The sequence below is a fragment of the Streptomyces sp. MA5143a genome (assembly GCF_900290235.1).
Taxonomy (GTDB): Bacteria; Actinomycetota; Actinomycetes; order Streptomycetales; family Streptomycetaceae; genus Streptomyces.
Genome location: NZ_OLMK01000042.1, coordinates 58,211 through 82,727, shown reverse-complemented (window position 1 = coordinate 82,727; position 24,517 = coordinate 58,211). Strand labels below are relative to the sequence as shown.

At 71.4% G+C, this 24,517-nt stretch carries 16 protein-coding genes and 2 pseudogenes; 7 read left to right on the top strand and 11 right to left on the bottom strand.

Annotation, left to right across the window (positions count from 1 at the left end; genetic code table 11):
• Positions 1 to 39: 39 nt before the first annotated feature.
• The 3 genes from SMA5143A_RS19735 to SMA5143A_RS19725 form a co-directional block, all read right to left on the bottom strand.
• Positions 40 to 4,086 (bottom strand): SDR family NAD(P)-dependent oxidoreductase, encoded by a 4,047-nt coding sequence (locus SMA5143A_RS19735; protein ID WP_107464219.1) that lies wholly within the window; start codon positions 4,084 to 4,086, stop codon positions 40 to 42.
• Positions 4,083 to 4,928 (bottom strand): thioesterase II family protein, encoded by an 846-nt coding sequence (locus SMA5143A_RS19730; protein WP_107464257.1) that lies wholly within the window; start codon positions 4,926 to 4,928, stop codon positions 4,083 to 4,085. The genes SMA5143A_RS19735 and SMA5143A_RS19730 overlap by 4 nt, the downstream gene beginning before the upstream one ends.
• 173 nt (positions 4,929 to 5,101) lie before the next feature.
• Positions 5,102 to 6,214, bottom strand: coding sequence for a ParB/RepB/Spo0J family partition protein (locus tag SMA5143A_RS19725; protein WP_181361936.1), 1,113 nt, complete (start codon positions 6,212 to 6,214; stop codon positions 5,102 to 5,104).
• Positions 6,215 to 6,651: 437 nt separating this feature from the next.
• On the opposite strand from SMA5143A_RS19725, the pseudogene SMA5143A_RS19720 reads away from it, so the two are divergent.
• The 3 genes and pseudogenes from SMA5143A_RS19720 to SMA5143A_RS43060 form a co-directional block, all read left to right on the top strand.
• Positions 6,652 to 6,756: pseudogene (locus SMA5143A_RS19720) on the top strand (TetR family transcriptional regulator); the annotation flags it as partial.
• Between the two features lie 269 nt (positions 6,757 to 7,025).
• Entirely contained in the window at positions 7,026 to 8,324 is a 1,299-nt protein-coding gene (locus SMA5143A_RS19715; protein ID WP_107464217.1) for an RNA-guided endonuclease InsQ/TnpB family protein, read from the top strand.
• 283 nt (positions 8,325 to 8,607) lie between these two features.
• Entirely contained in the window at positions 8,608 to 8,763 is a 156-nt protein-coding gene (locus SMA5143A_RS43060) for a hypothetical protein (protein WP_181361935.1), read from the top strand.
• 345 nt (positions 8,764 to 9,108) lie between these two features.
• On the opposite strand, the gene SMA5143A_RS19710 is transcribed toward SMA5143A_RS43060, so the two are convergent.
• From SMA5143A_RS19710 to SMA5143A_RS19700, 3 genes are all read right to left on the bottom strand, one after another.
• Positions 9,109 to 9,720 carry a ScbR family autoregulator-binding transcription factor gene (locus SMA5143A_RS19710; protein ID WP_258193621.1) on the bottom strand — a complete coding sequence of 204 codons (612 nt, stop codon included), beginning with the start codon at positions 9,718 to 9,720 and terminating at the stop codon, positions 9,109 to 9,111.
• 513 nt (positions 9,721 to 10,233) lie between these two features.
• The gene (locus SMA5143A_RS19705; protein WP_107464215.1) at positions 10,234 to 11,463 is read right to left on the bottom strand and encodes a cytochrome P450 family protein; all 1,230 of its coding nucleotides are present in this window, start codon (positions 11,461 to 11,463) and stop codon (positions 10,234 to 10,236) included.
• Positions 11,464 to 11,554: 91 nt separating this feature from the next.
• Entirely contained in the window at positions 11,555 to 12,232 is a 678-nt protein-coding gene (locus SMA5143A_RS19700; RefSeq protein WP_107464214.1) for a ScbR family autoregulator-binding transcription factor, read from the bottom strand.
• A gap of 520 nt (positions 12,233 to 12,752) precedes the next feature.
• Here SMA5143A_RS19700 and SMA5143A_RS19695 point away from each other — a divergent pair.
• On the top strand, positions 12,753 to 14,576 hold the full coding sequence (locus SMA5143A_RS19695) for an acyl-CoA dehydrogenase family protein (RefSeq protein ID WP_308812041.1): 1,824 nt from the start codon (positions 12,753 to 12,755) through the stop codon (positions 14,574 to 14,576).
• A 40-nt stretch (positions 14,577 to 14,616) separates the two neighbouring features.
• Here the strand turns inward: SMA5143A_RS19695 and SMA5143A_RS19690 are convergent, their stop codons facing one another.
• Positions 14,617 to 15,219 carry a hypothetical protein gene (locus tag SMA5143A_RS19690; RefSeq protein WP_375136520.1) on the bottom strand — a complete coding sequence of 201 codons (603 nt, stop codon included), beginning with the start codon at positions 15,217 to 15,219 and terminating at the stop codon, positions 14,617 to 14,619.
• 349 nt (positions 15,220 to 15,568) lie between these two features.
• On the opposite strand from SMA5143A_RS19690, the gene SMA5143A_RS19685 reads away from it, so the two are divergent.
• From SMA5143A_RS19685 to SMA5143A_RS19675, 3 genes and pseudogenes are all read left to right on the top strand, one after another.
• Complete coding sequence (locus SMA5143A_RS19685; RefSeq protein WP_107464213.1) at positions 15,569 to 17,008, top strand: hypothetical protein; 1,440 nt, start codon at positions 15,569 to 15,571, stop codon at positions 17,006 to 17,008.
• The gene (locus SMA5143A_RS19680; protein ID WP_107464212.1) at positions 17,005 to 18,156 is read left to right on the top strand and encodes an ARPP-2 domain-containing protein; all 1,152 of its coding nucleotides are present in this window, start codon (positions 17,005 to 17,007) and stop codon (positions 18,154 to 18,156) included. The genes SMA5143A_RS19685 and SMA5143A_RS19680 overlap by 4 nt, the downstream gene beginning before the upstream one ends.
• A gap of 233 nt (positions 18,157 to 18,389) precedes the next feature.
• Positions 18,390 to 18,883 (top strand): annotated as a pseudogene (locus tag SMA5143A_RS19675) (GNAT family N-acetyltransferase).
• A gap of 40 nt (positions 18,884 to 18,923) precedes the next feature.
• Here the strand turns inward: SMA5143A_RS19675 and SMA5143A_RS19670 are convergent.
• From SMA5143A_RS19670 to SMA5143A_RS19655, 4 genes are all read right to left on the bottom strand, one after another.
• Entirely contained in the window at positions 18,924 to 19,763 is an 840-nt protein-coding gene (locus SMA5143A_RS19670; RefSeq protein WP_107464211.1) for a hypothetical protein, read from the bottom strand.
• A gap of 178 nt (positions 19,764 to 19,941) precedes the next feature.
• Positions 19,942 to 21,129 (bottom strand): acyltransferase family protein, encoded by a 1,188-nt coding sequence (locus SMA5143A_RS19665; RefSeq protein WP_107464210.1) that lies wholly within the window; start codon positions 21,127 to 21,129, stop codon positions 19,942 to 19,944.
• A complete protein-coding gene (locus tag SMA5143A_RS19660) occupies positions 21,126 to 23,429 on the bottom strand; it encodes a glycosyltransferase (protein WP_258193620.1) in 2,304 nt (767 codons plus the stop codon). Before SMA5143A_RS19660 ends, SMA5143A_RS19665 begins: the two co-directional genes overlap by 4 nt.
• Complete coding sequence (locus tag SMA5143A_RS19655; RefSeq protein WP_146193917.1) at positions 23,429 to 24,469, bottom strand: hypothetical protein; 1,041 nt, start codon at positions 24,467 to 24,469, stop codon at positions 23,429 to 23,431. The genes SMA5143A_RS19660 and SMA5143A_RS19655 overlap by 1 nt, the downstream gene beginning before the upstream one ends.
• Between the last annotated feature and the right edge of the window lie 48 nt (positions 24,470 to 24,517).

Genomic DNA, 24,517 nt, shown 5'->3' with positions numbered 1-24,517 from the left:
CCCCCGCCGCCCCCCGTAAGGGTGCCGGGCTGCGCCGGGTCATCGCGCGGCTCCCGCCGCTGTCGGGGTGACCGCCTCGGTCGTCGGCGTGACCGCCTGGGTCGTCACCGTGACCGCTTCGGTCGCCGCCGTGGCCGCGGCCACCTTCGTCGCCATGCCCTCGACCGTCGGGTTCTCGTACAGCTCGTGGGTGCTGAGGCGGACGGCGAGTTCGGTGTCGACGCGGGCCAGCAGGCGGGTCGCGCGCAGGGAGTTGCCGCCGAGGTCGAAGAAGGAGTCGTCGCGGCCGACGGTCCTCTGCCCGAGCACGTCGGACCAGATCGCGGCGATCCGCTGCTCCAGCTCCCCCTCCGGCGGGGTCTGCGTCCGCCGGCCGAGGGCCGCCCGGCGCGGCGCCATGTCGAGCAGCAGCTGGGTCGTGTCGACGGCCCCGCTGCCGTCCTTGGGGATACGGCTGACTTCGAGGAGCCGTACGGGCACCGGCAGGTCGGCGAGCGCGGGCGCGAGTGCCGCGTGCACGGAAGCCGGGTCGGCGCCCTCCTCCGTGTCGGTGGTGTACGCCACGAGCACCTCGCGCACGCTCAGTTCGTCGGGCGCCAGCTCGCCCACGACGAACGGGTTCCGCGCGTCGAGCCCGATGAGCTGGTAGTGGTACGGCAGCGCCGTCGCGGTGAGGAAGCAGCGCAGGCCCCGCTCGGGGTCGATCGCCCGGAAGCCGCGTCGGCGCGCGGGCGCCGTGGACTGGCCCTGGCTCATGCCGACGTCGTCCCACATGCTCCAGGCGAGGCAGCGCACGTCCCGGCCACGCTCGTGGTGCCAGTGGTCGGCGAAGCCCACGAGGAACGCGTTGGCGGCGGAGTACGCGCCGAAGGAGTGCCCGCCGAACTCGCCGTTCACCGAGCCGAAGAGGACCAGGGACGCTTCCGGACGGCTCTCCAGGACGTCGGCGAGGGCGAGCGTGCCGGCGACCTTGGCCGCGTACTGGGCGCGGAAGCCGTCCTCGGACTCGCGGGCCAGGGTGTGCCGTTCGAGGTGTTGCCAGTGGTCGGAGACATCGGCGGCGGCCAGGTGCAGGACCCCGTCGAGGGGGCGTCCCCAGCGCTGCTCGGCGGCGCTCACCGCGGCGTTCAGCTGCTCGGGGTCGGTGATGTCGGCCTGCCGGTAGGTGACCTCGCCGAGGTCGGTGAGGTCCCTCAGCCGGGCCGCCTTCGTGCCCTCGGCGGGCGACCGGCCCACCAGCAGCAGCCGGGCACCGTAGGCGGCCAGCAGGTAGCCGGCGAGGTCGCTCGCGATCCCGCCGAGACCGCCGGTGACCAGGTACAGCCCGCCCGGCACCAGCGGCGGCGCGACCTCGGCCTCGGTCTCGTCGTCGACGGGGCGCAGCCGGGGCTGCCAGCGCAGGCCCTCGCGTGCGGCGACCACCCCGGTGTGGGTGGGGTCGGCGAGTTCGGCGCGTACGGCGCGGGCCCACTGGGCGCGGTCGGCGGGCAGGTCGAGCTGTCGCACGGTGATCAGCGGGTTCTCGGCGGCGGCCGTGCGGATCAGGCCCGGCAGGGCGCACACACCGAGGTCGACGTGGTCGCCGGGCCGGACATGGGCGGCGCCCTCGGTGAGGACGAGCAGCAGCGGGGCGCCGAAGTCGTCGAGCACGCCCATCAGCGCGGTGAGCTGGGTGCTGACGGCGGTGGTCCGGGCGGCGGGCTCGTCGTCCTTGCCGTCGAGCGGCCAGGCGAACACCACGGAGTCGATGGGCCCGTAGTGCGCGGTGACGTCGGTGAGCACCCGGCGCAGGTCCTCGGGGTCGCCGGGCGCGACCCGGTAGCGGTCGAGGTCGACCTCGGCGAAGGAGCGGCCCCGGCCGACGACCACGGCGGGTTCGTCGTCCAGGCCGAGCGCGGCGAGCTGCTCGTCCTCGGCGAACACGACCCGGGTGCCGCAGTCGGCGGAGAACACCAGCCGGGAGGAGCCGCTGTCGGCGGGGGCCTGCGCGGCGGGCAGCCGCGACCACTGCCGGCGGAAGAACCACGTACCGGAGTCCTCGGTGTCCTCCTCCTCCTCGTCGGCGACGCGGTCGGCGAACCGTCCGGCGCGCAGGTCGGCGACGAGCGCGGCCCGCTGGATCTTGCCGCTCGCGGTCTTCGGGAACTCGGCGTCCGTGACGGGCACGACCACGTCGGGGACGATCCCCGCCTCCCGGACCAGCGCGGCCCGTACCTCCTGGAAGGTGCGGGCGAGCGACTCGGCGTCCCAGCGCACCGGCACGAAGAAGACCACCAGCCGGTCGGAGCCCTCGCCGGGCTCGCGGACCCCGGCGGCCGCCGAGAACGTGACGCGGACGCCCTCGACCTGTTCGACGACGCTCTCCAGTTCGTGCGCGACGAAGTTGGCGCCCCGCACGATGATCTGGTCCTTCTTCCGCCCGGCGATGACGAGCGATCCGTCCCGTACGAAGGCGAGGTCCCCGGTGCGGAACCAGCCGTCGTCGGTGAACGCGTCCCGGTTGGCCTCGGCGTTGCCGTGGTAGTGCCGCAGCATCGTCACACCGCGGATCTGGAGTTCGCCGACCCGGTCCTGGGGCAGTGTCCGCCCCTGGTCGTCGACGACGCGGACGGTGACACCGGGGATGGGCCCGCCGACCTCGGTGAACGCGACCGCGTCGGCGCCCTTGCCGTCGACCGACTGGTAGACGAGGTCCCCGTCGAGGGACGCCTGGGAGACGACGACCGTCCCCAGCTCCCGGTCGTCGCGGCTCTGCCGGGTGTAGGTGACGCCGGAGCAGGTCTCGGACATCCCCCAGCACGGCACCATCGCGTCCGCGCGCAGCCCGTGCGGGGCGAGGAGTTCGAGGAAGCGGTGGCTGGTGGCGGCGACGACGGGCTCGCCCGCGTTGACGAACTCCCGCATCCGCGACAGGTCCCAGCTCCGCTGGCCGATCTCGTCGGCGCACTCGTTGACCAGGTTGTACGCGAAGTTCGGCGCCCAGGTGTTGGTGACGCCGTACCGGTCGATCCAGTCCAGCCAGAGCAGCGGGTCGCCGAGGACGTCGTCGATGCGCCCGTTGACGTGCCGGCACCGCAGGAACATGTCACGGACGTTGTAGTAGACCATCGTCACGTGGTCGAGCGGCATCCAGATGAGGCTGACGTCCTCGCCGGTGTAGCCGCGCGCCTGGATCACCGCCCACTCGCGCGCGGCGACGGAGGCGTTGGTGTGCTGGACGCACTTGGGGACGCCGGTGCTGCCCGAGGTGAGCAGGTTGATCACCGGCGAGTCCGGGGTCGTCGCGAACCAGTCGGAGTCCCTTTCCTGGCCGAGGAGTTCACCGACCCGGAGGATCCGCAGGTCCGGCTCGCCCCACAGCGTGTGCAGCGCGCCGAGCGCCGGCGCGGTCGCCCCGTCCGTGAGGATCACGGGCCGGTCGAGCAGCTGCCAGGCGTTGTGCAGCTTGCGGGTGGTCTCGTTGTGGCTCTCGTACGTCGTCGCCACGGCCACCGGCGTCGGCACGAACCCGCCGAGCACACAGGCCCAGAAGGCGGTCATGTACGCCCGGTGGTCCCCGAACTGGAAGAGGGCCGCGTCACCGGGTGCGAGCCCGGCCGCCCGCAGCCCGGCGAGCACCCGCTCGGCCTCGACGAGCAGCTCGGCGTAGGTCTGGAGGTCGGGTTCGCTGCCCTTGCGCAGATACAGGGTCCCCTCTTCGGGGGCGAGCGCGGCGGCCTGCCGCAGCCCCTCCTGAAGGGTGGTGGGCGCCCCCTCGGGGATGCGCGGCTCACCGCCGAAGGTCTCGGAGGAGGGCCGGTCGGAGAGCGACACCTGCGACGCCTGCGACGCCTGCGACGCCGACGGTGCGGAGGATGCCTGCGGTACCGGCGACGCCGGGGTAGGCGTCCGGAGTGTGCCCTCTGCCCCTCCCCCGCTGTCGACCCCGCTGTCGACCCTGCTGTCGACCCTGCTGTCGACGGTCCGTGCTCCCTGCCGTACGACGACGGCGGCGTCGCGCACGCCCGGTATCGCCCGGGTGGCGGTGGCGAGGCGGGCGGCGACGGCGGGGTCGAGGCCCGGGGTGAGGTCGGGTGTGTGGGTCATCGCGCGCTCCCCGCGAGTTCGGGTGCCGGCCGGGAGGACCCGGCGTGGGACGGGCCGGTGGGGGCCTGACCGGTGAGGACCTGGCCGGTGAGGACCTGGCCGAGGTGGGCGACCAGTTCGGTCGGGTCGTGGAGGAAGTAGAAGTGGCCGCCCGGATAGAACCGGGTGTGGAAGGCGCCGGTGGTGTGCGCGGCCCAGCCGTAGAGGGTGTCCTTGGGCGCCCGAGGGTCCGCGTCGCCGCTGAGCACGGTGATCGGGGTGTCCAGCGGCTCCCCCGGTTCCACCCGGTGCCGCTCCCAGAGGGTGAAGTCGGCGCGCAGCGTGGGCAGCAGGCCCTCCATGACCTCCTCGTCCTCGGCGATCTCGGGCTCGATCCCGCCCAGCCGGACGACCTCGGCGCCGAGTTCCTCGTCGGAGAGGGTGTGCATCACCGGGATCCGGCCGACGGTGCCGGGCGCGGGCTGCGCGGACAGGAACAGCCGGCTGGGCCGGGGCCCGCCCTTCTCCCGCAGCGCCTTGGCGACCTCGTACGCGAGCGCCGCGCCGCCGGAGTGCCCGAAGAAGGCGAAGTCCCCGTCGAGGTAGGGCCGCAGCGCCTGCGTCAGCACCTTCACCAGGGGGCCCACCTCGGTCACCGGGTCCTCGGCGATCCGGTTCTGCCGCCCCGGCAGTTGCACGGCGGCCAGCTCCACCTCCGCCGGCAGCAACCGCGCCCACTCCCCGTACGCCCCGGCCCCGGCCCCGGCGTGCGGAAAACAGATGAGCCGCGTCCGGGCCCGGGGGCGCCTGGCCCGCCAGATCCAGGGGGTCTCGACAAGAAGATCGGGACTGTGATCAGCCATGAGGATGTCCTCCATAAGAAATTCCGGGTCCAGAAACCGCGCGCCACGGAAGCCGCGCCCAAAGGGGCACGGGGCGCTGACACCATGCGGCTCCGCCGCGTGGGCGCGACCAGCCACGAACAACCCGCACCCGCGCCGCGAAAGAACCCCCGCGGCGGCCGGGCGCGAAAATCTCAACCCCGCCGCATTTCCAACTCATTGGCCAGCCGCAGCCAGTGGTCCGCACACCGCCGCGCCGCCTGCGCCAGCACCGGCGCCCGATGCCCCGGCACACTCCGCGCCAGCCGCTGCCACTTCGCCTCGTCGCCGATCGAGTGGACGCTGAGCATCTGGAGCAGCATCCGCCCCGCCTCGGTCCGCAGCGACGGGTCCTTGCGGATGTTCGGCAGGATCAGCCCGATCGCCGCCGCCGACAGATGCGCCGTTCCACGACCGCCGCCGGCGGCCGGCCCGGCCCCGCGCCCCGGCTCGTCCCGCGCGGCGACCCGCCTGGCGGGCGGCGCCTGCGGCACCGGGTCCTGCCCGCGGCGGATCCGGTCCCGTACGTCCTTCGCCGTGGCGGTGGCGATCCCGGCCCGCTCGGCGATCTCGCGGAGCGACGCCGTGGGGTTCGCGGCGATGACCTGGCTGGCCCGCAGCCGCCCCTCGGTCGCCTGAAGCGGCCGCACCCGGCCGTCCCGTCCGACGCGGGGCGCGTTCAACTGGTCGGTTCGGCTCGTTGAACGGCGCCGGATCGCCGCGACCGTGCTCGGCGCGAGTCCCGCGTTGGAGGCGATACGGCGGTCGGACCAGTACGGGTGGGTGGTGAGGATGCGCTCGGCGGCCGCCGCGCGGTCGGCCTGGGACAGGGGCAGGCCGTGCGCGATGTTCAGCTCGACGGACAGGGCGAAGACCTCGTCCTCGTCGCCGTCGAAGTACTCGACCTCGATGGTCGTGGCACCGCGCAGCCGGGCCGCGGCGAGCCGGTGCATCCCGTCGATGACCCGCATCGTCGGATGGTGGACCAGGATCGGCGGCAGCGGTTCCTGCTGTTCGGCGAGGGCCCGCACATGGTCGCGGTTCTCGCCGCCGAGCCGGGGGGAGTCGGACGCGCGGAGCGCGTCGACGTCCACGACGCCCGTCCGCCGCGCCCGGCCCCCGCGGTCGCCGGCCGGTCCCCCGCGGTCGCCGGCGGGGGTGGCGGCGGGCTGTGGCACCCCGGCGCCCGCCGCGACGGCCAGACGCAGGCCCGGCCTGGGCCCTTCCCGGCGGTCAGTGGTTTCGACGTGAGCGCCTGAGACGTTCATGACGTGTTCGCTCCTCCCCGTACGGGCGGGCCACAGCTCTGCTTTCCCCCGTGGCCCTCTCAACCGTCCCAAGAAACATACCAGGGGCGCGGATTTTTTTACCCCCATCGTGGCCGGTTTCCTCACGACCACCCACACCGTTCGCCCGGAACAGAATCAGACAAACAGGAATGAAAACGGCCCGCAGCCGCGCCTCGGGGGATGTAGGCACGGCTGCGGGAGTCTGTTTCAGCGCGGAAACGGGCGATTTCCCCGGGGGATCACCCCGAGCCCGTCGCTTCCCCTCGATAGAAACATACCGGGTTGCTGGTTTGCAATGCCCCGACGCGGCACCCCTCCCCCGCGGTAGCTGAATGCACGCTTCCGCCAAGCCTGCCCGCGCCGCGGCGCCCCACTTGCCGGAATCCCACCGATAAAACGAGACCCGACACGCCCTCGTGCGCTCGGCCGCGGAGGTCTTCGAGCGGCACGGGTACGTCCGGGCGAAGCTGGCCGAGATCAGCGCCGGCGCCGGAGTGAGCCCCGGAGCACTGCACTTCCACCTTGTTTCCGGGCAGGGTGCCCGGTCCTTCAGAGCCGGGGTGAATGCCCCGCTCCCGCGTAGTGGGGCAGGGGAAGTCGAATCGCCGTCAGGGTGATTCGGCGTCGCCGCCCATGACCTTATGGGCGACCACGAACAGGCGGTGGTGACGGGAGTTGAGGGACCAGTGGCTGGCGGCCGGCCGGGGCGGCGGCCGGGAGCGGTAACTCACACAGGTGATGTTGATCGATGGCCTGCCCGGTCGGGGAACGTGCGGGCTAGGTTCGCGGCATGTCACGCTTCCGGATGTACCCGACGAGTGAGCAGGCGAGCATCATGCTCGACCACTGCGCGCACGCGCGGTACGTGTGGAACCTCGCCGTCGAGCAGCACGCGCACTGGTCCAAGGGGCGCAAGACGGCGCCCGGTTTCGCCGAGCAGTGCCGCCAGCTCACCGAGGCCCGGCGGGAGAACGAATGGCTGCGCGCTGGTAACGCCGATGTGCAGCAGCAGGCCCTGAAGGACTTCGCCAAGGCCAAGAACGCCAGGTTCGCCTCCGGGTTCGGTGAGCCGACGTGGCGCAGGAAGTACGTGCACGAGGGCTTCCGCGTCATCGGCACCGACCGGGTCGCGGAGTTCGAGGCGGACGGGGCGCCGAAGCTGAACGCCAAGGGCAAGCAGGTGATGGGCCGCTTGGTCGTGGTGCAGAAGCTGAACCGGCGGTGGGCGCAGGTGAAGGTGCCCGGCTGTGGGTGGGTCCGCTTGCGCCTGTCCCGCGAGGGCAAAGGCGCCCGCCTGCCCGCCGCGAAGACGTTCCGTGTCACCTTCCTCAACGGGCAATGGCATATCGCGTTCGCCGTCCTTCCCGAGCCGGTCGACGTGCCCGGCGCGGGTGGGGTCATCGGTATCGACCGTGGTGTGAAGATCACCGCGGCCCTCTCCGACGGGCGGAAGCTGAACTGCCCACAGCTCACGGTCAGGGAACGGGCGCAGATCCGCAAGCACCAGCGCAGGGCTGCTCGCGCCCCCAAAGGCAGTGAGGTCGAGGCCGCCGAGTACGCCAAGGTTGCCAGACTCAAGGCGCGCGAAGCCGACCGGCGTAAGGACTGGTGCGAGAAGACCAGCACCATGCTTGCCCGCACCTATGGTCTGGTGCGGTTCGAGAAGCTGAACATCAAGAACATGACCCGCTCCGCGAAGGGGACGGTCGAGCAGCCCGGCAGGAGGGTCAGGCAGAAGGCCGGACTGAACCGGGTGATCCTCGCGCAGGGCTGGGGGCTGCTGCGGCAGCGTACGAAGGACAAGGCTCCGGGCCGGGTCGAGGACGTCCCCGCGCCCTTTACGTCTCTGCGGTGCTCCGCCTGCGGATGGATCGAGAAGAAGTCGCGCAAGAGCCAAGCCGACTTCGTCTGTGTGTCCTGCGGGTTCACCTGCAACGCCGATGAGAACGCAGCGAACAACGTCGCGGCAGGACAGGGTGGGATCCCCCGCCTCCGGCGCTCAGCCGGTGCCGGAGGGGTGACAGCGGCCACCGGCCGTGCGAGCGCCCGTGAACCTCAACCCACCTGGGTTGGAATCCCGCTCTTTTAAGAGGGGGAGGATGTCAATTCGAGAACAAGGCGGCCGTGGCCGCGACGGTTCAGGCGGTGGCCGCTGAGAACCTGCGGCGGGCGGCCCGCACCGCGACCCGGCGGCCCGATCTCGCCCCCCTGCAACGCCTCACCCACGCCTCGTACGCCCTGGCCGAGCTGCTCCGCCAGGACGTGGTGGCCCGGGCGGGCTCACGGCTGCGCGGCGACGGGGCGTACCGGACGGATGTGGACCTGGGGACCTGCTCGCCGGCAGCGTCTCCCGCGCCGACGCGACGGCGTCCGTGGTCGCGGCCACGACAGGTCTGGAGGTCCTCGGCCGCACCGATCCCGAGTGGCTCTCCCCCACGACCCTCACCCGCGTCTGGCGCGTCACGCTGCCCCGCCTGGCGAGGCCGGGGGCGCTGAGCCGGCAGTCGCCGGGGCAGGGCGCCCAGTGACTCGGGGGTCACTGTTGTCGGGCGTCTGCGGGTGAGTGGGGGCTGGTCGCGCTGTTCCCCGCGCCCCTGGAGGGACGGGCCTACGGCCCGCCGTCCCCATGAAGGCTCCCGCGAAGGCTTTGCCCTGGAGGCTCGGCCACCAAGGCCCGGCCCTGAAGCTCGGCCTTCAGCGGATCGCGCCGTCGAAAGGCACGGGGCGCAGCCCTGGCCCGCTGCTTTTCGAGATGAAGGTCGGGCCGCCAGGCCCATGCCTTCAGGGGCGCGGGGAACTGCGCGAACAACCCCCACCACCCGCGCCCGCCGACGCATACACGCGCCCCCGAGCTATTAGGCGCCCGGCCCCGCCTAATGGACACCCGGCCCCTCGCCCCGCCACATCCCCCCGCTCCCCGACGGCCGCAGCGTGGACGTGCACGCCACCCGGGGCAGCAGCAACCGCCAGAAGCGTGACAACGAATCCGCGGTGAGCCACTGCGGATCGTGCCGGCCGAGGGATTCGAGGCCGGCGGTCGCGGCGACGACCACGGCGGCCGCGTCCTCCGCGGAGACCCCGTGCGCGAGGGCCCCCTCCATGTCCGCCTTGGCCAGCACCTCCTCCACCCACTCCTGCCAGGCCCGGCGCAACCCGGCGCCGGAACTCACCCGGCCGACCCCGTCGCCGAGGTCGAACCCGGCGCGCAGCACGGCGTCCTGGCCGAGCGCCCGCACGAGGGCATGGGTGGCGTCGATGAGGGACTGCAACGTGTCGCCGGCGTCCTGGGCGGTGATCCGGTCCAGTCGCAGGGCCGCCGCCTGACCGACCGCGTCGGCGAGGTCCGCCTTGCTGGCGAAGTGGAAGTGCAGCGCCCCGCTGCTGACTCCCGCCCTGGCGCTGATCATGGACAGGGACGCCGTTTCGAAGCCTTCCCGGTCGAACAGCTCGGCGGCGGACTCGATGAGCGCGTTACGCGTGCGCACCGCGCGCTCCTGTTTGGCCATGGGGCGCTCCGTTACTACGCAGGGGACCAGTGCGGACCTGTGCCCGGGATGCCCCCGCTGGGCCTGCCGCCCATTCCCGTGCGTAAAGAGATTATCAAACCGCCGTAGCGGTTTCTAGATGCCCTCTGAACCAAGTCGACTGTAGGTGCACCAGCCATAACGGTATGTATACGGAACCCCCGGCCGGGCGCTCCGGATTCGTCACCCCTCCGCAGGAAACGCCGAGAAGCCACACGTCAGCGCACCAGATCCGACCGTCCCCCGCTGGAACGACGATCCAGCCACCCTCACGTCTCTCCCACGACCACAACCTCAACCTCCGACCCCTCCGACCCCTTCGACCGCGACCACGACCACGAACGCCACCTCCATCGCCATCGCCGCCGCCACGCCCCCACGTCCGCCGCCGCGCACGACAGCGCCCCGCGGCCGGAGTCGGCCGCGGGGCGCATCACTTTCGTCCGTGTCAACGCCCCTCTCGGGGCCGCCGTTTCACTCGGGGCGGAGTACCACCGGCAGGGAGGCGTACCCGTTGAAGAGGAAGGTCGGCATGGGGTGGAGGTCCGCCACGGGGCGGGCGAGCCGCATCTCGGGGAACCTGCCGAAGAGTGCCTCCAGGGCGATGGCCGCCTCCATCCGCCCGAGGGGCATGCCGAGGCAGCGGTGGACGCCGTGGCCGAAGGCGAGGGAGTCGCGGTCGGCGCGCAGGAGGTCGAAGGCCGCGGCGTCGTCCCCGTAGCGCTCGGGATCGAGACCGGGCGCGGCGAAGTTGACGATGATCGCGTCGCCCCGCTCGATGGTGACGCCGTCGTCGAGCGTGATGTCGTCGACGGCGAACCGCAGCGGGATGTACGCGGCGGGGTTGTGCACGCGGACGGTCTCGTCGACGGCGTCGCTCCAGCTCGCGCGACCGGAGCGGATGTGGGCGAGCTGCTCGGGGTGGTCGAGCAGCGCGGCGGCGGCGTTGCAGATCACACCGGTCGTGGTCTCCAGGCCGGCGGCGATCATGAGGTAGAGGCTGTCGACCAGTTCCTTCTCGCTGAGCTGGTCGTCTTCGTCCCGTGCGGCGATCAGCGCGGAGGTGAGGTCGTCCGCGGGCCGGGCCCGCTTGGCGGTGACGAGTTCGGCCAGCATCTCGCCGATGCGTATCCGGGCGGCGTCGATCTCCTGCGGGGTGGCCGAGGCGTTGACCGAAGTGCTGATGGCGAGGGCCAGGGGGCGCCGGGACTCGTCGGGTACACCGAAGAGTTCGCAGATCACCCCCATGGGCAGCAGGGCGGCGTACGAGGTCAGCAGATCGGTCTCCCGGCCCGCGGGCAGGGCGGCCAGGTCGTCGGTGAGCCCTGCGGAGATCCCTTGCACCCACGGTCTGAGCAGCTCGGTCCGCCGGGTGGTGAACGCGCCGGCGATCAGTCTGCGCAGCCGGGTGTGCTCGGCTCCGTAGGAGAAGAGCATGGTCGTCGCGGACACCCACGGGTAGAGGGGCCACTCCTCGGTGATCAGCCCGTCGCGGTAGGCGGGCCAGTGCTGCCGGGGGTCCCGCGAGACCCGTGGGTCGGCGAGCAGCTGCTTGATGTACCGATGGCGGTTGACGGCCCAGGCCGGCACTCCGCCCGGCAGGCTCACCCGGGCGACCGATCCCTGTTCCCGCAGCGCGGCGGCCTCTCCGGCCAGGTCTCGCGCCGCGGGGTCCAGGGCGTAAGGGCAGGCGATCGTTTCCATCAGACGGTGCTCTCCGTTCGGTCGGTATCGCACTGGGCAGTTCCCGCGTCCGGCTGAACGGCGCCTGTGGCACGCCGTGAATCGTGCGCGCTCAGCCGAGCGCGACTTCCTCTCCCGCCCGGGCCTGTGCCCGCGCGGTGTTCCACACGTGTTCCGCCCTCGCGGGCGAGAAGTCGAGGCGTACGAGCACGCCGGGGACCGCGATGGAGGCCATCAGGTGCCGGTACAGGTCGGACACCCGCTGCACCATGTCCTGGTGCTGGGTCAGGATGTGCGACAGCACCTGGACTCCGGTGAAGCAGCCCACGAACACCCTGGCGATGGAGGCCACATCCGTGTCGGGCAGCAGTTCACCATCCGCCTTCGCCCGGGCGAACACCCCCTCCGAGCGCTCCACCCAGCCCTGCATGGGCACCTGGCGGTCGAGACCGTCCAGCGCCCCCTGCTCCACCGTGAGCCGGACGCTGCCGCGCACCAGCGGGTCACCGGTGCTGAGGAGATACGCCAGCAGCAGGGCCTCGTCGATCGCCGACTGGAGCGTCAGGTCCTGCTCCTGGACGGCGGGCACGGCGCTGACCTGCTTGGCCAGGACCTCCTGCGCGAGTTCCTCCTTCGAGGCGAAGTGGAAGTACAGCGCACCCTTCGTGACTTCCGCCTTCTTGAGGATCTGGGAGATGGTCGCCGCTTCGTATCCGACTTCGTCGAACACCGCGGCGGCCGCGACGACAATCTTCTCCCGCGTCCGGATCGCTCGTTCCTGCCGCGCCACCACACACCTCCGTACGCCCCCCGCAAGCGAAAAATACCGTCAGGTACGTATGATATCAGAAGGTAACGCTCTGTAGTACCCGAGCAAACCGAAGGCTTTGCGATCCGGCCGGACTCCGGGGCCCTGGAGCCTTAAAACCGACCGGCGAGATCGAGAATAAGACCGGGCGTCCTGTTTTGCAACCCTGCCCGCAGAGCCCCCTCCATCACGCTCACCCGCTCGACGAGCCCACCATCTCCGCAGGCCAGAAGCGTGAGGCTCGATGTTCGAGGGATACCGCTTACCCCGGGGCCGCTCCTGGGCGCCCCGCGTCAAGGTCGCGTCAAGGAGTCAGGAACCGGCAGAAGACGTCTTGAATAAAAACCGGTTGGTTCGTATCTTCTGAACCCTGTGATCCCAACTACTGGGCTCTAATCAGGGGGAAGAGGTCGTGACCATGACCTTGCTCACGCTCGACAAGTCTGCCTCTGCCAAGACAGACGCGCAGAAAACCGACCGCGTTGCTTCGAATCCGCCTCCCGTGGGCCGCGACGGCGAGGGGACAGCCGCCGAGGAACTGACCCACCTGCTCTTCGACCAGCAGGACCGGGCCCGTGTCCACGACACCTGGCGCACCCTCGTCAGCGGTGAGGCGTTCGCCTACCGCCCCGGACTCTCACCGGACGAGCGCACGGCGCTGTCGTACGACCGGCTCCGACTGGTCAACGACGCGGTCGACAACCCGGAGGCCCTGGCCTCCGACCCGCGGATGCTCGCCAGCCTGCACGAGTGGACGGGCTTCGTCGACGGTGCCCTCGGCACCTTGTCGGGCATCCACTACAACCTGTTCCTGGGCAGCTTCGTCGACCACGACGGCTACCGGCACGATCTGTCGGAGTACGTGTCGATGAACCGCACGGGCACGTTCCTCTGCACGGAACTGGACCACGGCAACGACGCGGCCGCCATGGAGACCACCGCGACGCTGGACCCGGCCACCGGCGGTTTCGTCCTCGACACCCCGCACCCGGGGGCCCAGAAGTTCATGCCCAACACCAGCCTGGTCGGGGGCCCCAAGAGCGCCCTGGTGGCCGCCCGGCTGATGGTCGAGGGCAAGGACAAGGGGGTCTTCCTCTTCCTGGTGCCGCTCAGCGACGAGGTGGGACACCTGCCCGGCATCACGGTCCGCGCGCTGCCTCCGAAGCTCGGCAGTTCGGTCGACCACTGCCTCACCTCCTTCGACCGTGTGTGGCTGCCGCGGGAGGCACTGCTGGAGGCCGAGCACGGCCAGCTCTCCCCCGAGGGCACGGTGACCAGCAGTGTGGGCAGCCGGCGCAAGAGGTTCCTGCGCTCCATCGGCCGGGTGACCACGGGCAAGCTGTGCATGAGCGCCGCCGCGATCGGGGTGTCCCGTACGGCGCTCGCCATCGCCGTACGGTATGCCCACCGGCGCCACGTCAGCGGGCCGAAGTCCGGGCAGCGGCTGCCGCTCGCCGCGCACCGCAGCCACCACGGGCGGTTGTTGCACGCCCTCGCCACCGGGTACGCGATGACGTTCCTGCACCGCCACGTGGTGACCCGGTGGGCCGAGCACACCTCGGCGGACCGGGCCGAGGTGGAGCGTCTGGTGGCCATCGCCAAGGGCTGGATCACCTGGGAGGCGCGGGACATCACGCTCGAATGCCGGGAACGCTGCGGCGCGCAGGGGCTGTTCCGGGTCAACGGCCTGTCGGAGCTCCAGCAGGACCTGGAGAGCGCGATCACCGCGGAGGGCGACAACCTTGTCGTCTGGCTCAAGGCCGGCGGCGAGATGCTCTTCGGACACGACACGGTCGAACGCGGCCACCTCGGCCCGGTCTCCCCCGGCCAGGAACTCGCCGACCTGGCGTTCCTGCGGGGTCTGCTCGCCGAGGCCGAGTCCATCTGGCAGGCCCGCGCCCGCACCGCTCTGCGCGAGGGTCCCGCCGGGGACCCGGTGGGCCGCTGGAACGAGGCGTCGACCGCCGCTCTGGAGGCCGTCTCGGCCCACGCCCGTCTCCAGGCGGCGGACGCCTTCCTCGCGACGGCCGCGCAGGCGACCCAGCCGACGGCCCGGTTCCTGCTGCACAGCCTGTGCCGTCTGTTCCTCCTCAAGCAGATCGGCGAGCACACCGGCGATCTGCTCGCCGAGGGTCTCATGACGGCCGATCACGTGCGCGGCCTGCCCAAGACCATCGAGACCGTGATCGCCGACCTCGCCCCCCACATGACCACCCTCGTCGAGGCGTTCGCCCTCCCGGCCGAGTACCTGGCCACCATCCCCCTCGCCGGCGGCACGCCCCTCTCGCAGTACGCCGACGACCGGGCCCCGCTCGTCAGGGTCTGACCCGGCGTCGACGCCACCACCCGGCCCCCCGCGCCGCCGGTCACCCCGCGGGGCAGGGCGCCCAGGTGTCGGCCGGGATCCACTTGCGGTGGGCGAGCGGCACGTCGTCGATCCACTCGTACCAGGCGCGGGACACCGGCGGGGCGGTGCGCCGGGGGGCCGGGACCGTACGGGCCGGGGCGGTGAGCGGGGTGTTCGCGGCCCCGGCCGGCTTCCCCGCGGCGAACACGACGACGCGGAGCACCACGAACCGCCCGACCCCGGCCAGCGCGCTCGCGCCCAGGTAGACGGCCTGCTCGACGAGGAGACCGGGGGCGGAGTGCACGAGGTGCAGGACGGCCGTGGCCGCGCAGGTCACGCCGTACGCGGCGGCCGCAGACCCGGCCGACTGGAGGTGCTCCCGCCGTCCGGCCCGGCGCCCGGCGCCGAAGGTGAAGCGGGCGTGCAGCTCGGTGGCCAGGACGGTCGACACGACCGTGACGACCGCGTTCGCCACGGCCCACGGCAGCAGCGCGGCCAGCAGCGCGACGGCCCCGCTGGACAGCACGCCGACTCCACCGCCGCACGCGACGAACCGCATGAACGAGGACAACGGCCGGGTGGGCTCGGGGAGTTGGCGCGCCGAGTGCTCCATCTGCTCCATCACGAACCTTCCGTTCCCCTCATGGCGGCCCACCGCGTACGTACGGCGTGCGTCGTTAAGAACAGCGTACGTGCATGCGCACACTGTTCGCAAGGGGGTACGGTGTGCCGCAGGCGGTCGCTCTGCCCGCCTGCGGACACATGACAACGGGGTTCGCTAAAAGGGGACTTGGACCCGCGTGGAGGCGGGGTGAAGGAAAACAGTAGAGGGCGTGTGCGCTGCCCTGTTACGGTCCAGAGGCCGGCCGCGGGACTTCGGTGCGACTTCCGGAAAATGCCATTTCAGCACTGATTCGCAGTTCGTGCCCCCATTCCCCGGCCGGCATCCGCACTCTTGAGGAAAGAACGGGATGGATTCGTACGGGGACCTCGTCGCAGCCGACGATGTACTGCTCTTCGTCAACGCGGCAACCACCTCCACCGGCCAACGTGAATTCCACAGCGACGAGGGCGAGCAGCGGCTGTCCTTGGGCTTCCTCCATGCATACATGCTGGGTAACTACCGTGACCTGTACGCCGGAGTGCTTGCGCTCGACATCAACGACTACAACGCGGTCCTCATCATCAGACAGTTGCTGGAGACCACCCGTGAGGCCACTGCCGACCAGCGTCGCAGCGAGGGCCGACTGATCGCGTGCCGTCTGGCGACGCTGCCGCCGCAACGCGTGTACGGGCTGTTCAACGCCTTGCGCCGGGCCGGGGTGAACAACCGTCGCACGCGCGCGATCATGCGTGACTGGCTGTCCGCCCGCCCGGACCTGGCGTTCGATGCCGTGAAGTACCGCAGCGGCCTCAAGCGAGCCCTTCGCCACGCACACCTGGTCCCTGCCACCGAAGAGCTGGGGGCGTTCGTCTTTGCGCCGCTGACCCGCAAGCACTACGCGACACCTCTCTTGGAGACGTGGCGCCGCGCGCACTACGAGCAGGCCGCCCTGTACGAGCTGCCCTATACGGCTGCCGAGGGCTTCGCCGCCAAGCACAAGATCCCCCGGAAGGTCTTCCTGGAGCGCATAGCCCCGCGGATGACCCGCCAGGAGACCTTGCGGTTGCAGGAGTCCGCGCGCAAGAGCGGGATCGCGGGAGTACAGGCAGACCTGTCCCGGATGCCGCTGACCCGGTTGGCGACCTATGTGCTTTCGCTGCCGGTCGAGGACCGCCTGCGCCGACGTGCCGAGCTGACCCACGCCCTGGAATCGGCCGCCGACCGGGCGGCCGGCCCCCACCGGGGGAGCTGGGGCAAGGTCACCGCCGTCCTGGACGACAGCTTTTCCACCTTCGGTTCGGTTCACAAGCGTCGTCGACCGCTGGCCGTGGCGATGGCCTGCCACTATCTGCTCGCGGCTCTTTCCGGCACCTACACCGCGCTGTGGACGTCCGGGCGGACCGACGCACTGCTGACCCGCCCGTACGGGCCGACGCCGTTGGGCCGGCGGATCCTCGACGCGCTGGACACCACACCGTCCAGGCTGGTGATCGTTTCCGACGGGTGGGACAACGCACCTCCTGGCCTGGCCGCCGAGGTGCTGCGCATCTGGCGCACTCGGCTCGACCCCAGGCGTCGCACCAGCATCGTCCATCTCAACCCCGTCTACGACGCGGCCGATTTCGACGTACGTCGGCTGTCCCCGACGGTGCCCACCGCGGGTATCCGTGACGCCGAGGACCTTCCCGCCCTCGTGGAAGTCGCCCAGTTCGCGGAGGGCCGGACCGGCCTGGCCGAACTGGTCACGTACATGAACACCCGTGCCGCTCACATGCTGAGCGGACACCAGCAGGAGCAGGCGCGATGACCACACTGGACCTGACCGGCCTGACCGCCCGCCCCTCACAGGTCTGGGGTGCCGTCCGTCTGGTGCCGCTCGTACGTGACGAACCTATCGTCGACCTCCGCCTGCGCCCTCAGCTCTACGGCGGTGCGACCGGTCTGGTCGAGGTCGGCCCACGCGCTGTCTATACCTCCTACATCCCCCATGGATTCGTCGCCACATGGACTGACGACGGCACGCCGGCAGCCGCCTACGGCACCCAGCTTTCCACTGACGGCAAGGCGGCGCCCGCCGCCACCATGGGCCTGCGCATCCACCGCAGGATGGCCCGCCGCCAGGCCAGAGACCGGCTGCGGTTCCTCCCCATGCACCTGGCCATGGAAGGCTACCTGGCACTGCACTTCGGCGGCCCCTCCATCGCATGGGAGGAGTGGTCGCGGCGTGCGATCAGCCGAGGGCTCTCCCCGCGCGTCGAGGAAGCCTATGTGGGTGCCGAAGTAAGCGGACTCGCCGACGCACTGCGCATCTTCGAGATCCACCCCGGTCAATGCGGTGTGATGGTCTACGTCGCCGACGCACTCGCGTCCGCCTTCGTGGTCCCGCATCCCGACGACTACCGCGCCCTCCACGCCACACTCCTGCAGGACATGTACGGCGACCTGATCTACACCTACGCCATGCTGATGCCACCGGTACAGGACTTCCGGGCCCGCATCTCCGACTCGCAGATCCGCTCCCTGGCCCACCTGCGCACGGCAGTTGCCGAGCAGGAACATGCTTGGACGGATTTTCACGACACGACCATGGCGGCCGGCCTGCTGGAGCGCGCGTATACCTGGCAGACGGTCTACCGGATGCAGGGCTTCACGCTCTCCCGCTTCTTGCCGCAGTTCCGTCCTCAGCAGGAGAACCACATCGGTGAGGCCATCACCGACCACAGGGGCAGGATTGCCTACCTCAAGACGTTTCGTCTGTCGGAGACCCAGGTCCGTCGCGGTCACCTTCTCAGCAGGCTTGCCGCCAACGACTGGCACCTGGAGAACACCGCACACGAACTTGGCATCGAGGGCTATCAGCTGGGGATACGCCTGGCGTCTGTCGGCTTCGATTTCCTGCTCCGCCAGGACATTATGGATGGATACCGCAAGCAAGCACGAACCCGGACCGGCTGAGCGCCTGAACGGTACGCCCGCCCCGGCGTCGACTCGCTCGCCCGGCACGTCGCGGAGCGCGACCCCTCACGCGACGTCCCCGCCCACGACACCACCGGCACCCTGCTCCTCCACGAGAGCGACAGCCCCGGCACTACCCTCACCACAAGCCCAGTGTCGTTCGGTCACCTCATACGCGCGCTCAAAGCAGCCGATCAGACTCAGACGTGAATACGTCCGGATAGGGTCGGGCGATGCCCAGTCTGATACGGCTGCATGCCGGCCACGCCCCGTCGGTCCTGGCCTTCGAGTTGGCGAACCGCGCCTACTTCGCCGCCTCGGTCCCCGACCGCGGTGACGACTTCTTCGACCGGTTCACCGACAGGTACGACGCCTTGCTGGCCGAGCAGGAGACCGGCGTCTGTGCCTTCTACGCGCTCGTCGCCGAGGACGGCTCGGTGCTCGGCAGGTTCAACCTGTACGACCTGGAGGACGGCACCGCCAGACTCGGCTACCGGGTCGGGGAGCGGGTCACCGGACGCGGTGTGGCGACCGCGGCCGTCCGGGAACTGTGCCGGACGGCGACGGCGACGCACGGCCTGCGCGAACTGCGGGCGGCCGCCTCCGACCAGAATGCCGCCTCCCGAAGAGTCCTGACCAAGGCCGGGTTCGTCCCGGTCGGCCCGCCACCCCGGCCGATCTCGGCGGTGAGTCGGGCACCTGGTACCGGCGTGAACTCCAGCCATAGACCTTGAACTCGCCCGCCGTCGCTCGCAGGGCGCCGCGCGTCAGCCCGACGCCTCCCCCACATAGCTCAGCTTGTCCGTGCCGCCGCCGTCCTCCCAGGTGATGACGACGTCGTTGCCGGAGCGGCGGACCGTGGCGAAGGTGATGTCCTTGTCGTCCACGTTCTCCGAGGCCATCGGCCGCAGCGCCATGCGGAAGTTGTTCTCGTCGCGGTACTTGCCGACGCCCGTCAGGATGCCCTTGCCGCCGACCATGTCGATGTAGGACAGCGGGTGCTGGCCCTGGAGGTCGCCCGAGGACTGCTCCTTGCCGATCGTCAGGGTCCGCGCCTCGTCGTCCTGCCACTGGCCCTCGACACCCGTGCGGGGCGCCGTGGACGCGTCGCCGCCGGCGTCGGTGTCCTCGGGGGTCGGGGTGTACTCCTCGGTGGGCTCGGAGGTCGGCGTCTCCGAGTCGTCAGCCCGCGCCGACACACTCTGCCGGGGCTTGGCCGCGGTGTCGTCGCCGTCGTCGGAGGTGAGCAGGAAGATCCCGCCGCCGATCACCGCGAGGGCGGCCACCGCGGCGACCACGATCAGCGCGATCCTGCCACCGTTGCCGCCCGGGGGCGGAGGGGGCGGATAGCCGCCGTACTGCTGGCCGTAGTTCGGTACACCGGGCGCTCCGGGGGCACCCGGCATGCCCGGCGCGCCGTAGGGCGGCTGACCGGCGCCGTACGGCTGCTGCGGGGCGGTCGTGTAGGGGTTGGGCGGAGGGCCGGGCTGACCGGGAGCCTGACCGGACGCCCCCGGCGGGGGCCCGTACGGCCCCGGGTACGGCGGTTGCTGCGGCTGCGGGGCCCCGTAACCGTCGTACGGCGGCTGGCCGGGAGGCTGAGTCATCGGCGGGTGTCACTCCTCGGGTCGCTTCGGCGAGGCAAGGAACGCCTGCCTCCAGCGAGCCCAACATCCATCACCGGCTGAGTCGTACGCAAGTGCGTATCCCGGTTGGTTACCGGGTCAGTACAAGACCCGACGGGGGCGGCGACACCCTGGCCGTGCCGCCCCCGGACTGGCCCGTTCAGTGCCTGTGCGCGCTCCGCCCCGCCCGGCCGCCGTTCGGCCACAGTCTCGGCCGGCGGCGGGCCGCCAGGTCCTCCGCCCAGCCGAAGGCGACGACGCAGCCGACGATCAGCACCCAGGTGAGGACCAGCACCGGCCAGACGCTCTCCAGCAGCCAGGGCACGTTCTGTTCGAGGACCACCACGGACCACAGCCGGTCCCACTGGGTCGCGGCGACGAGGATGCACGTGTTGTGCCACAGATAGATCGTCACCGCACGGGAGTTGAGGAAGGTGATCACCCCGTTCCAGCGGCGCAGCCGGCGCGGCCACTCGGACCACGAGGGGCTGAGGTGGAGCAGCAGCGCCACCGTGCCGAGGGAATACAGCGCCTGGGCGAACGGCATGGAGTCCAGGTCGTTGCCCTGGCCGAAGTCGTGGTGCAGGGCGTACCAGAGGCCCGTCAGGGCCACGGCCGGGGCGACGGAGGGGACGATGTAGCGGGGCAGGCGCCTGAGGACGCCCTCCTGGTGGGCCATGCCGAGGATCCAGCACGCGCCGAAGGTGCTGAAGTCCGTGAGCCCCGACGCGAACCGCTCACCGGGCAGGGACAGATAGCCCAGTTCGAACGCGGCCGACAGGACGACCGGGAAGAGGAGCGTCACCACGGGCACCGCGCGCAACGCGCGAAGCAGCACCGGGGACAGGACGACGTACCAGAGGTAGGCGCGGACGTACCAGAGGGGCCCGGCGAGTTCCACGGCCCAGTCGGCGCCGATGAAGCCGTGCACGCCGGGCAGTCCCTCGGCGTACGGCGGGTCGCTGATCGGCAGGATCCAGAACGTGAGGTGGAGCCACCACCACGCGGGATGCCCCTCCGCGTCGGGCCCCCAGCCCTGGGCCACCATGCCGGTCACCCCGATCACGCCCAGCAGCCAGATGGGCGGCAGCAGCCGGCGGAGCCGGCCCTTGACGACCTGGAGGGCCGGGCGCTTCAGCGAGCGGGCCATGAGGTTGCCGGCCAGCGCGAACATCACCCCCATGGAGGGGAAGACCAGCGGCAGCCAGGCCCAGCCGGAGAGGTGGTAGAGGACCACGCGGAAGATGGCGAGGGCCCGCAGGAAGTCGAAGTAGCGGTCGCGGGCGGGCGCGGCCGGCGCCGGCGCTGCGGGGGTCTCCTCCGTCGAGGTCTGCGTCAGGGTGCTCATCCGACCGGGCTCCCTTCACGCGGCTGGGACCCGGTGGTCGCCGCGCCCGCCCCGCCGGGATCACCCGGCAGTCCCACCGCGCCCGTGCGCCGCAGCTTCTGCCAGCGGAGCCGGCCGCCGGTCAGGGCGGTGATCCACGACTGGAGCAGGACGACGTACATCAGCTGGCGGTAGAGGAGTTGTTGCAGCGGCAGGGAGATCAGATGGGTCATGCGTTCCTTGTCGAGGTGGAAGGCGTACGCGGCGCAGACGGCCTGGACGGCCAGGACGCCGAACCACGCGCCGATCGTCTTCTCCGTCGGGCCGAACACCAGCCCGTACAGGAGGAACACGTCGATGAGCGGGGCCAGCAGCGGCGCGACCACCATGAACAGCGACACCAGCGGCAGGCCCACCCGTCCGAAGCGGCCCGAGGGGCCCCGCTCGAACAGGGCCCTGCGGTGCTTCCAGATCGCCTGCATGGTGCCGTAGCACCAGCGGTAGCGCTGCGACCACAGCTGCTGCACGGATTCGGGCGCCTCGGTCCAGGCGCGGGCCTTCTCCGCGTAGACGACGTGCCAGCCGTCGCGGTGCATGGCCATGGTGATGTCGGTGTCCTCGGCGAGGGTGTCCTCGCTCATGCCGCCGACCCGTTCGAGGGCCTCGCGGCGGAAGGCGCCGACGGCGCCGGGGATGGTGGGCATGCAGCGCAGGACGTCGTACATGCGGCGGTCGAGGTTGAAGCCCATCACGTACTCGATGTGCTGCCAGGCGCCGATGAGGGTGTCCCGGTTGCCGACCTTCGCGTTCCCGGCGACGGCGCCGACGCGCGGGTCGGCGAACGGCTGGACCAGTTCGCGGACGGTGGACGGTTCGAAGACGGTGTCGCCGTCCATCATCACGATCAGGTCGTGCCGGGCATTGGCGATGCCCCGGTTGAGGGCTGCGGGCTTGCCCGCGTTGAGCTGCCGCACGACGCGCACGTCGGGCAGGTCCCGGCTCAGTTCCTCGACGATCCGGGCGGTGCCGTCGCTGGACCCGTCGTCGATGACGAGGACCTCGATGGGATGGTCACTGGCCACCAGCGAACGGACGGTCTTCTCGATGCACTTGGCCTCGTTGTAGGCGGGGACGAGGACGGACACCGGTTCCGTGACGGGGCCGTCGGGGCCCCAGCGGAAGTTCCGGCGGCGGACCTTGCGGGCGTGGCACACCGACAGGACCAGCATCAGGCCGAAGCGGGCGAGGACGAGGACGCCGACGACCGAGAGGGCCACGACGAGGACGCCCGTGATCCGCTCCGACGCCTGGACGAGCACCACCCACGCCTTGCCCTTCCACAGGCCGACCCCGGTGACCTCGGTGTGCGCGCTGGGCGCGTCGAGCGCACCGGTGAGGGTGTGGAACGCGTAACCCCGGTCGCGCAGTTGGCGGATGAACCGGTCGAGCGCGGCGACGGTCTGCGAGCGGTCGCCGCCGGAGTCGTGCATCAGCACGATCGCGCCCTCGCCGCCCTTCGGTGTGGCCCGGCGGATGATCTCGTCGACGCCGGGCCTGCTCCAGTCCTCGCTGTCGGTGTCGCTGACGACGGTGATGTAGCCGCGGCTGCCGATGTACTGCGTCACCGGCCAGGACCGGTTGTCCATACGGCCCGAGAACGACGAGTACGGCGGCCGGAACAGCGAGGTCCGGATGCCCGCGGCGCCCGCGAGCGCCATCTGGTTCTGGGACAGCTCCCAGTCGATGCGGTCCTTGGACTGGAGCGAGAGGTCGGGGTGGTTGAAGGTGTGCAGCCCGATCTCGTGGCCCTCGTCGACCATGCGCCGCACCAGGTCCGGGTAGCGCGAGGCCATGGTGCCGGTGATGAAGAAGACGGCGTGCGCGTCGTGCTTCCTCAGCACGTCGAGGACCTTGGGCGTCCACACGGGGTCGGGGCCGTCGTCGAACGTGAGGACCAGTTCGCGGTCGGGTACGTCGAGGCTGCCGGCACGGCCCGAGCGGGTGTCGATCACCGGCCCGCCGTCGAGGATCCGCTGCGGCACCCGGTCGTTCGCGACGGGCGGACGGACCCGGTGGTCGGCGAGGATCTCGCTGTGCACGTAGCCGCGGAGCATCAGCATCGCCATCAGGGCGACGAGAAACAGGCACGGCAGGATGTGGCGGAGCGGCAGCCGCACGGCCCGGCGCTTCGACGGGCGCTTCGACGACCCCTTCCGGGGGCTTCCGGCCGTGCCGTCGGCGGCCTCGGGTGAACGGGGTGTGCGGGTACGGCGTTTGGCGGCGGCACGCGAAGGTGTGCCGCCGCGCCTGAAGCGGGTCATTATGCGGGGGTCTCCGAGGTCTGCGGTTCCTGCGGGCTCTCCGGTGCCGCGGTGGCGGGCTCGACCGGTGCCGGGGTCGGCGGACCGCCGGCGACGGTGTCCGTGCCGGATCCCTGGCCGGGAGCGGGGCCGCCGGACTCGGAGGGGGTGGGCGTCGGGGTGGGCGTGGGGCTGGAGCCGCCGCCCGCCGGCGGGGACGCCGAGACCGAGGGCTCTGGCTCCTTCACGCCGGTGGTCGGCCTCGGCTTCGGGCCTGTGCTGGCGCCGCCGCTGGGCCGGGCGCTCGCGGAGGCCTCCGGGGCCTTCTTCCTGCCGTCGTCGCGGGCGTCGTCGCGGGAGTCGCCACGGCCCGGCGCGGGGGTCACTCCCGGGGAGACCGACCCCGCGCTCGGCGGCGGCACGACCCCCTCGGCGGTGTCGGCGACGTCGGACGACTCGGCCGGCTGCGGCGGGGTGTCCACCTTGTCCGCCGGTGCCTCGTCCTTCTGCATGGGCATCGGCAGCCAGGGCGCGTCCGAGTTGCCCGACACCAGCGTGCCGACGATGACCGCGGCGTACGCGGCGCAGGCGGTGCCGACGGCGATGCCGAGCCTGCGGTACCGGTTGCGGCGGCGCCCCGACTCGTCGACGAAGACCGGTCCGTCGGGCTGGCCCCCGGCGGCCTTGTCCGGGTCCTTGCCCGCGTGCCTGCCCGGTCCGTCCAGTTCCCGTCCGACGCCGTCGAGTTGGACGGTCACCTCGTGCGGGTCGTGGTTGCGGCCGGGCTGGTCGGGCTGCTCCCAGGGGGCGGCCACGGTGCCGGGCCGGCCGGCCCCGCGCACGGCGGCGTCGGGTTGCCGGGGCACACCGGCGAAGGCGGTCGACTGCCGGGGCACGGACCCCGTTCTGCCGGCGGCCTCGGGCCACACCACCTCGTCACCGGCGGCTCCGGCCCGGGCGAACGGGTCGGTACCGAGGCCGCCCTCGACGTCACCACGGTGTTCGTCACGGCTGTCGCCGTCGGACCGCTCCGGCTGGGTGCCTTTCGGCCACTTCTCCACGTGCACGCGCTTCCCCCCACGGGTTGCGGATGCGTTCGATGCCGGACT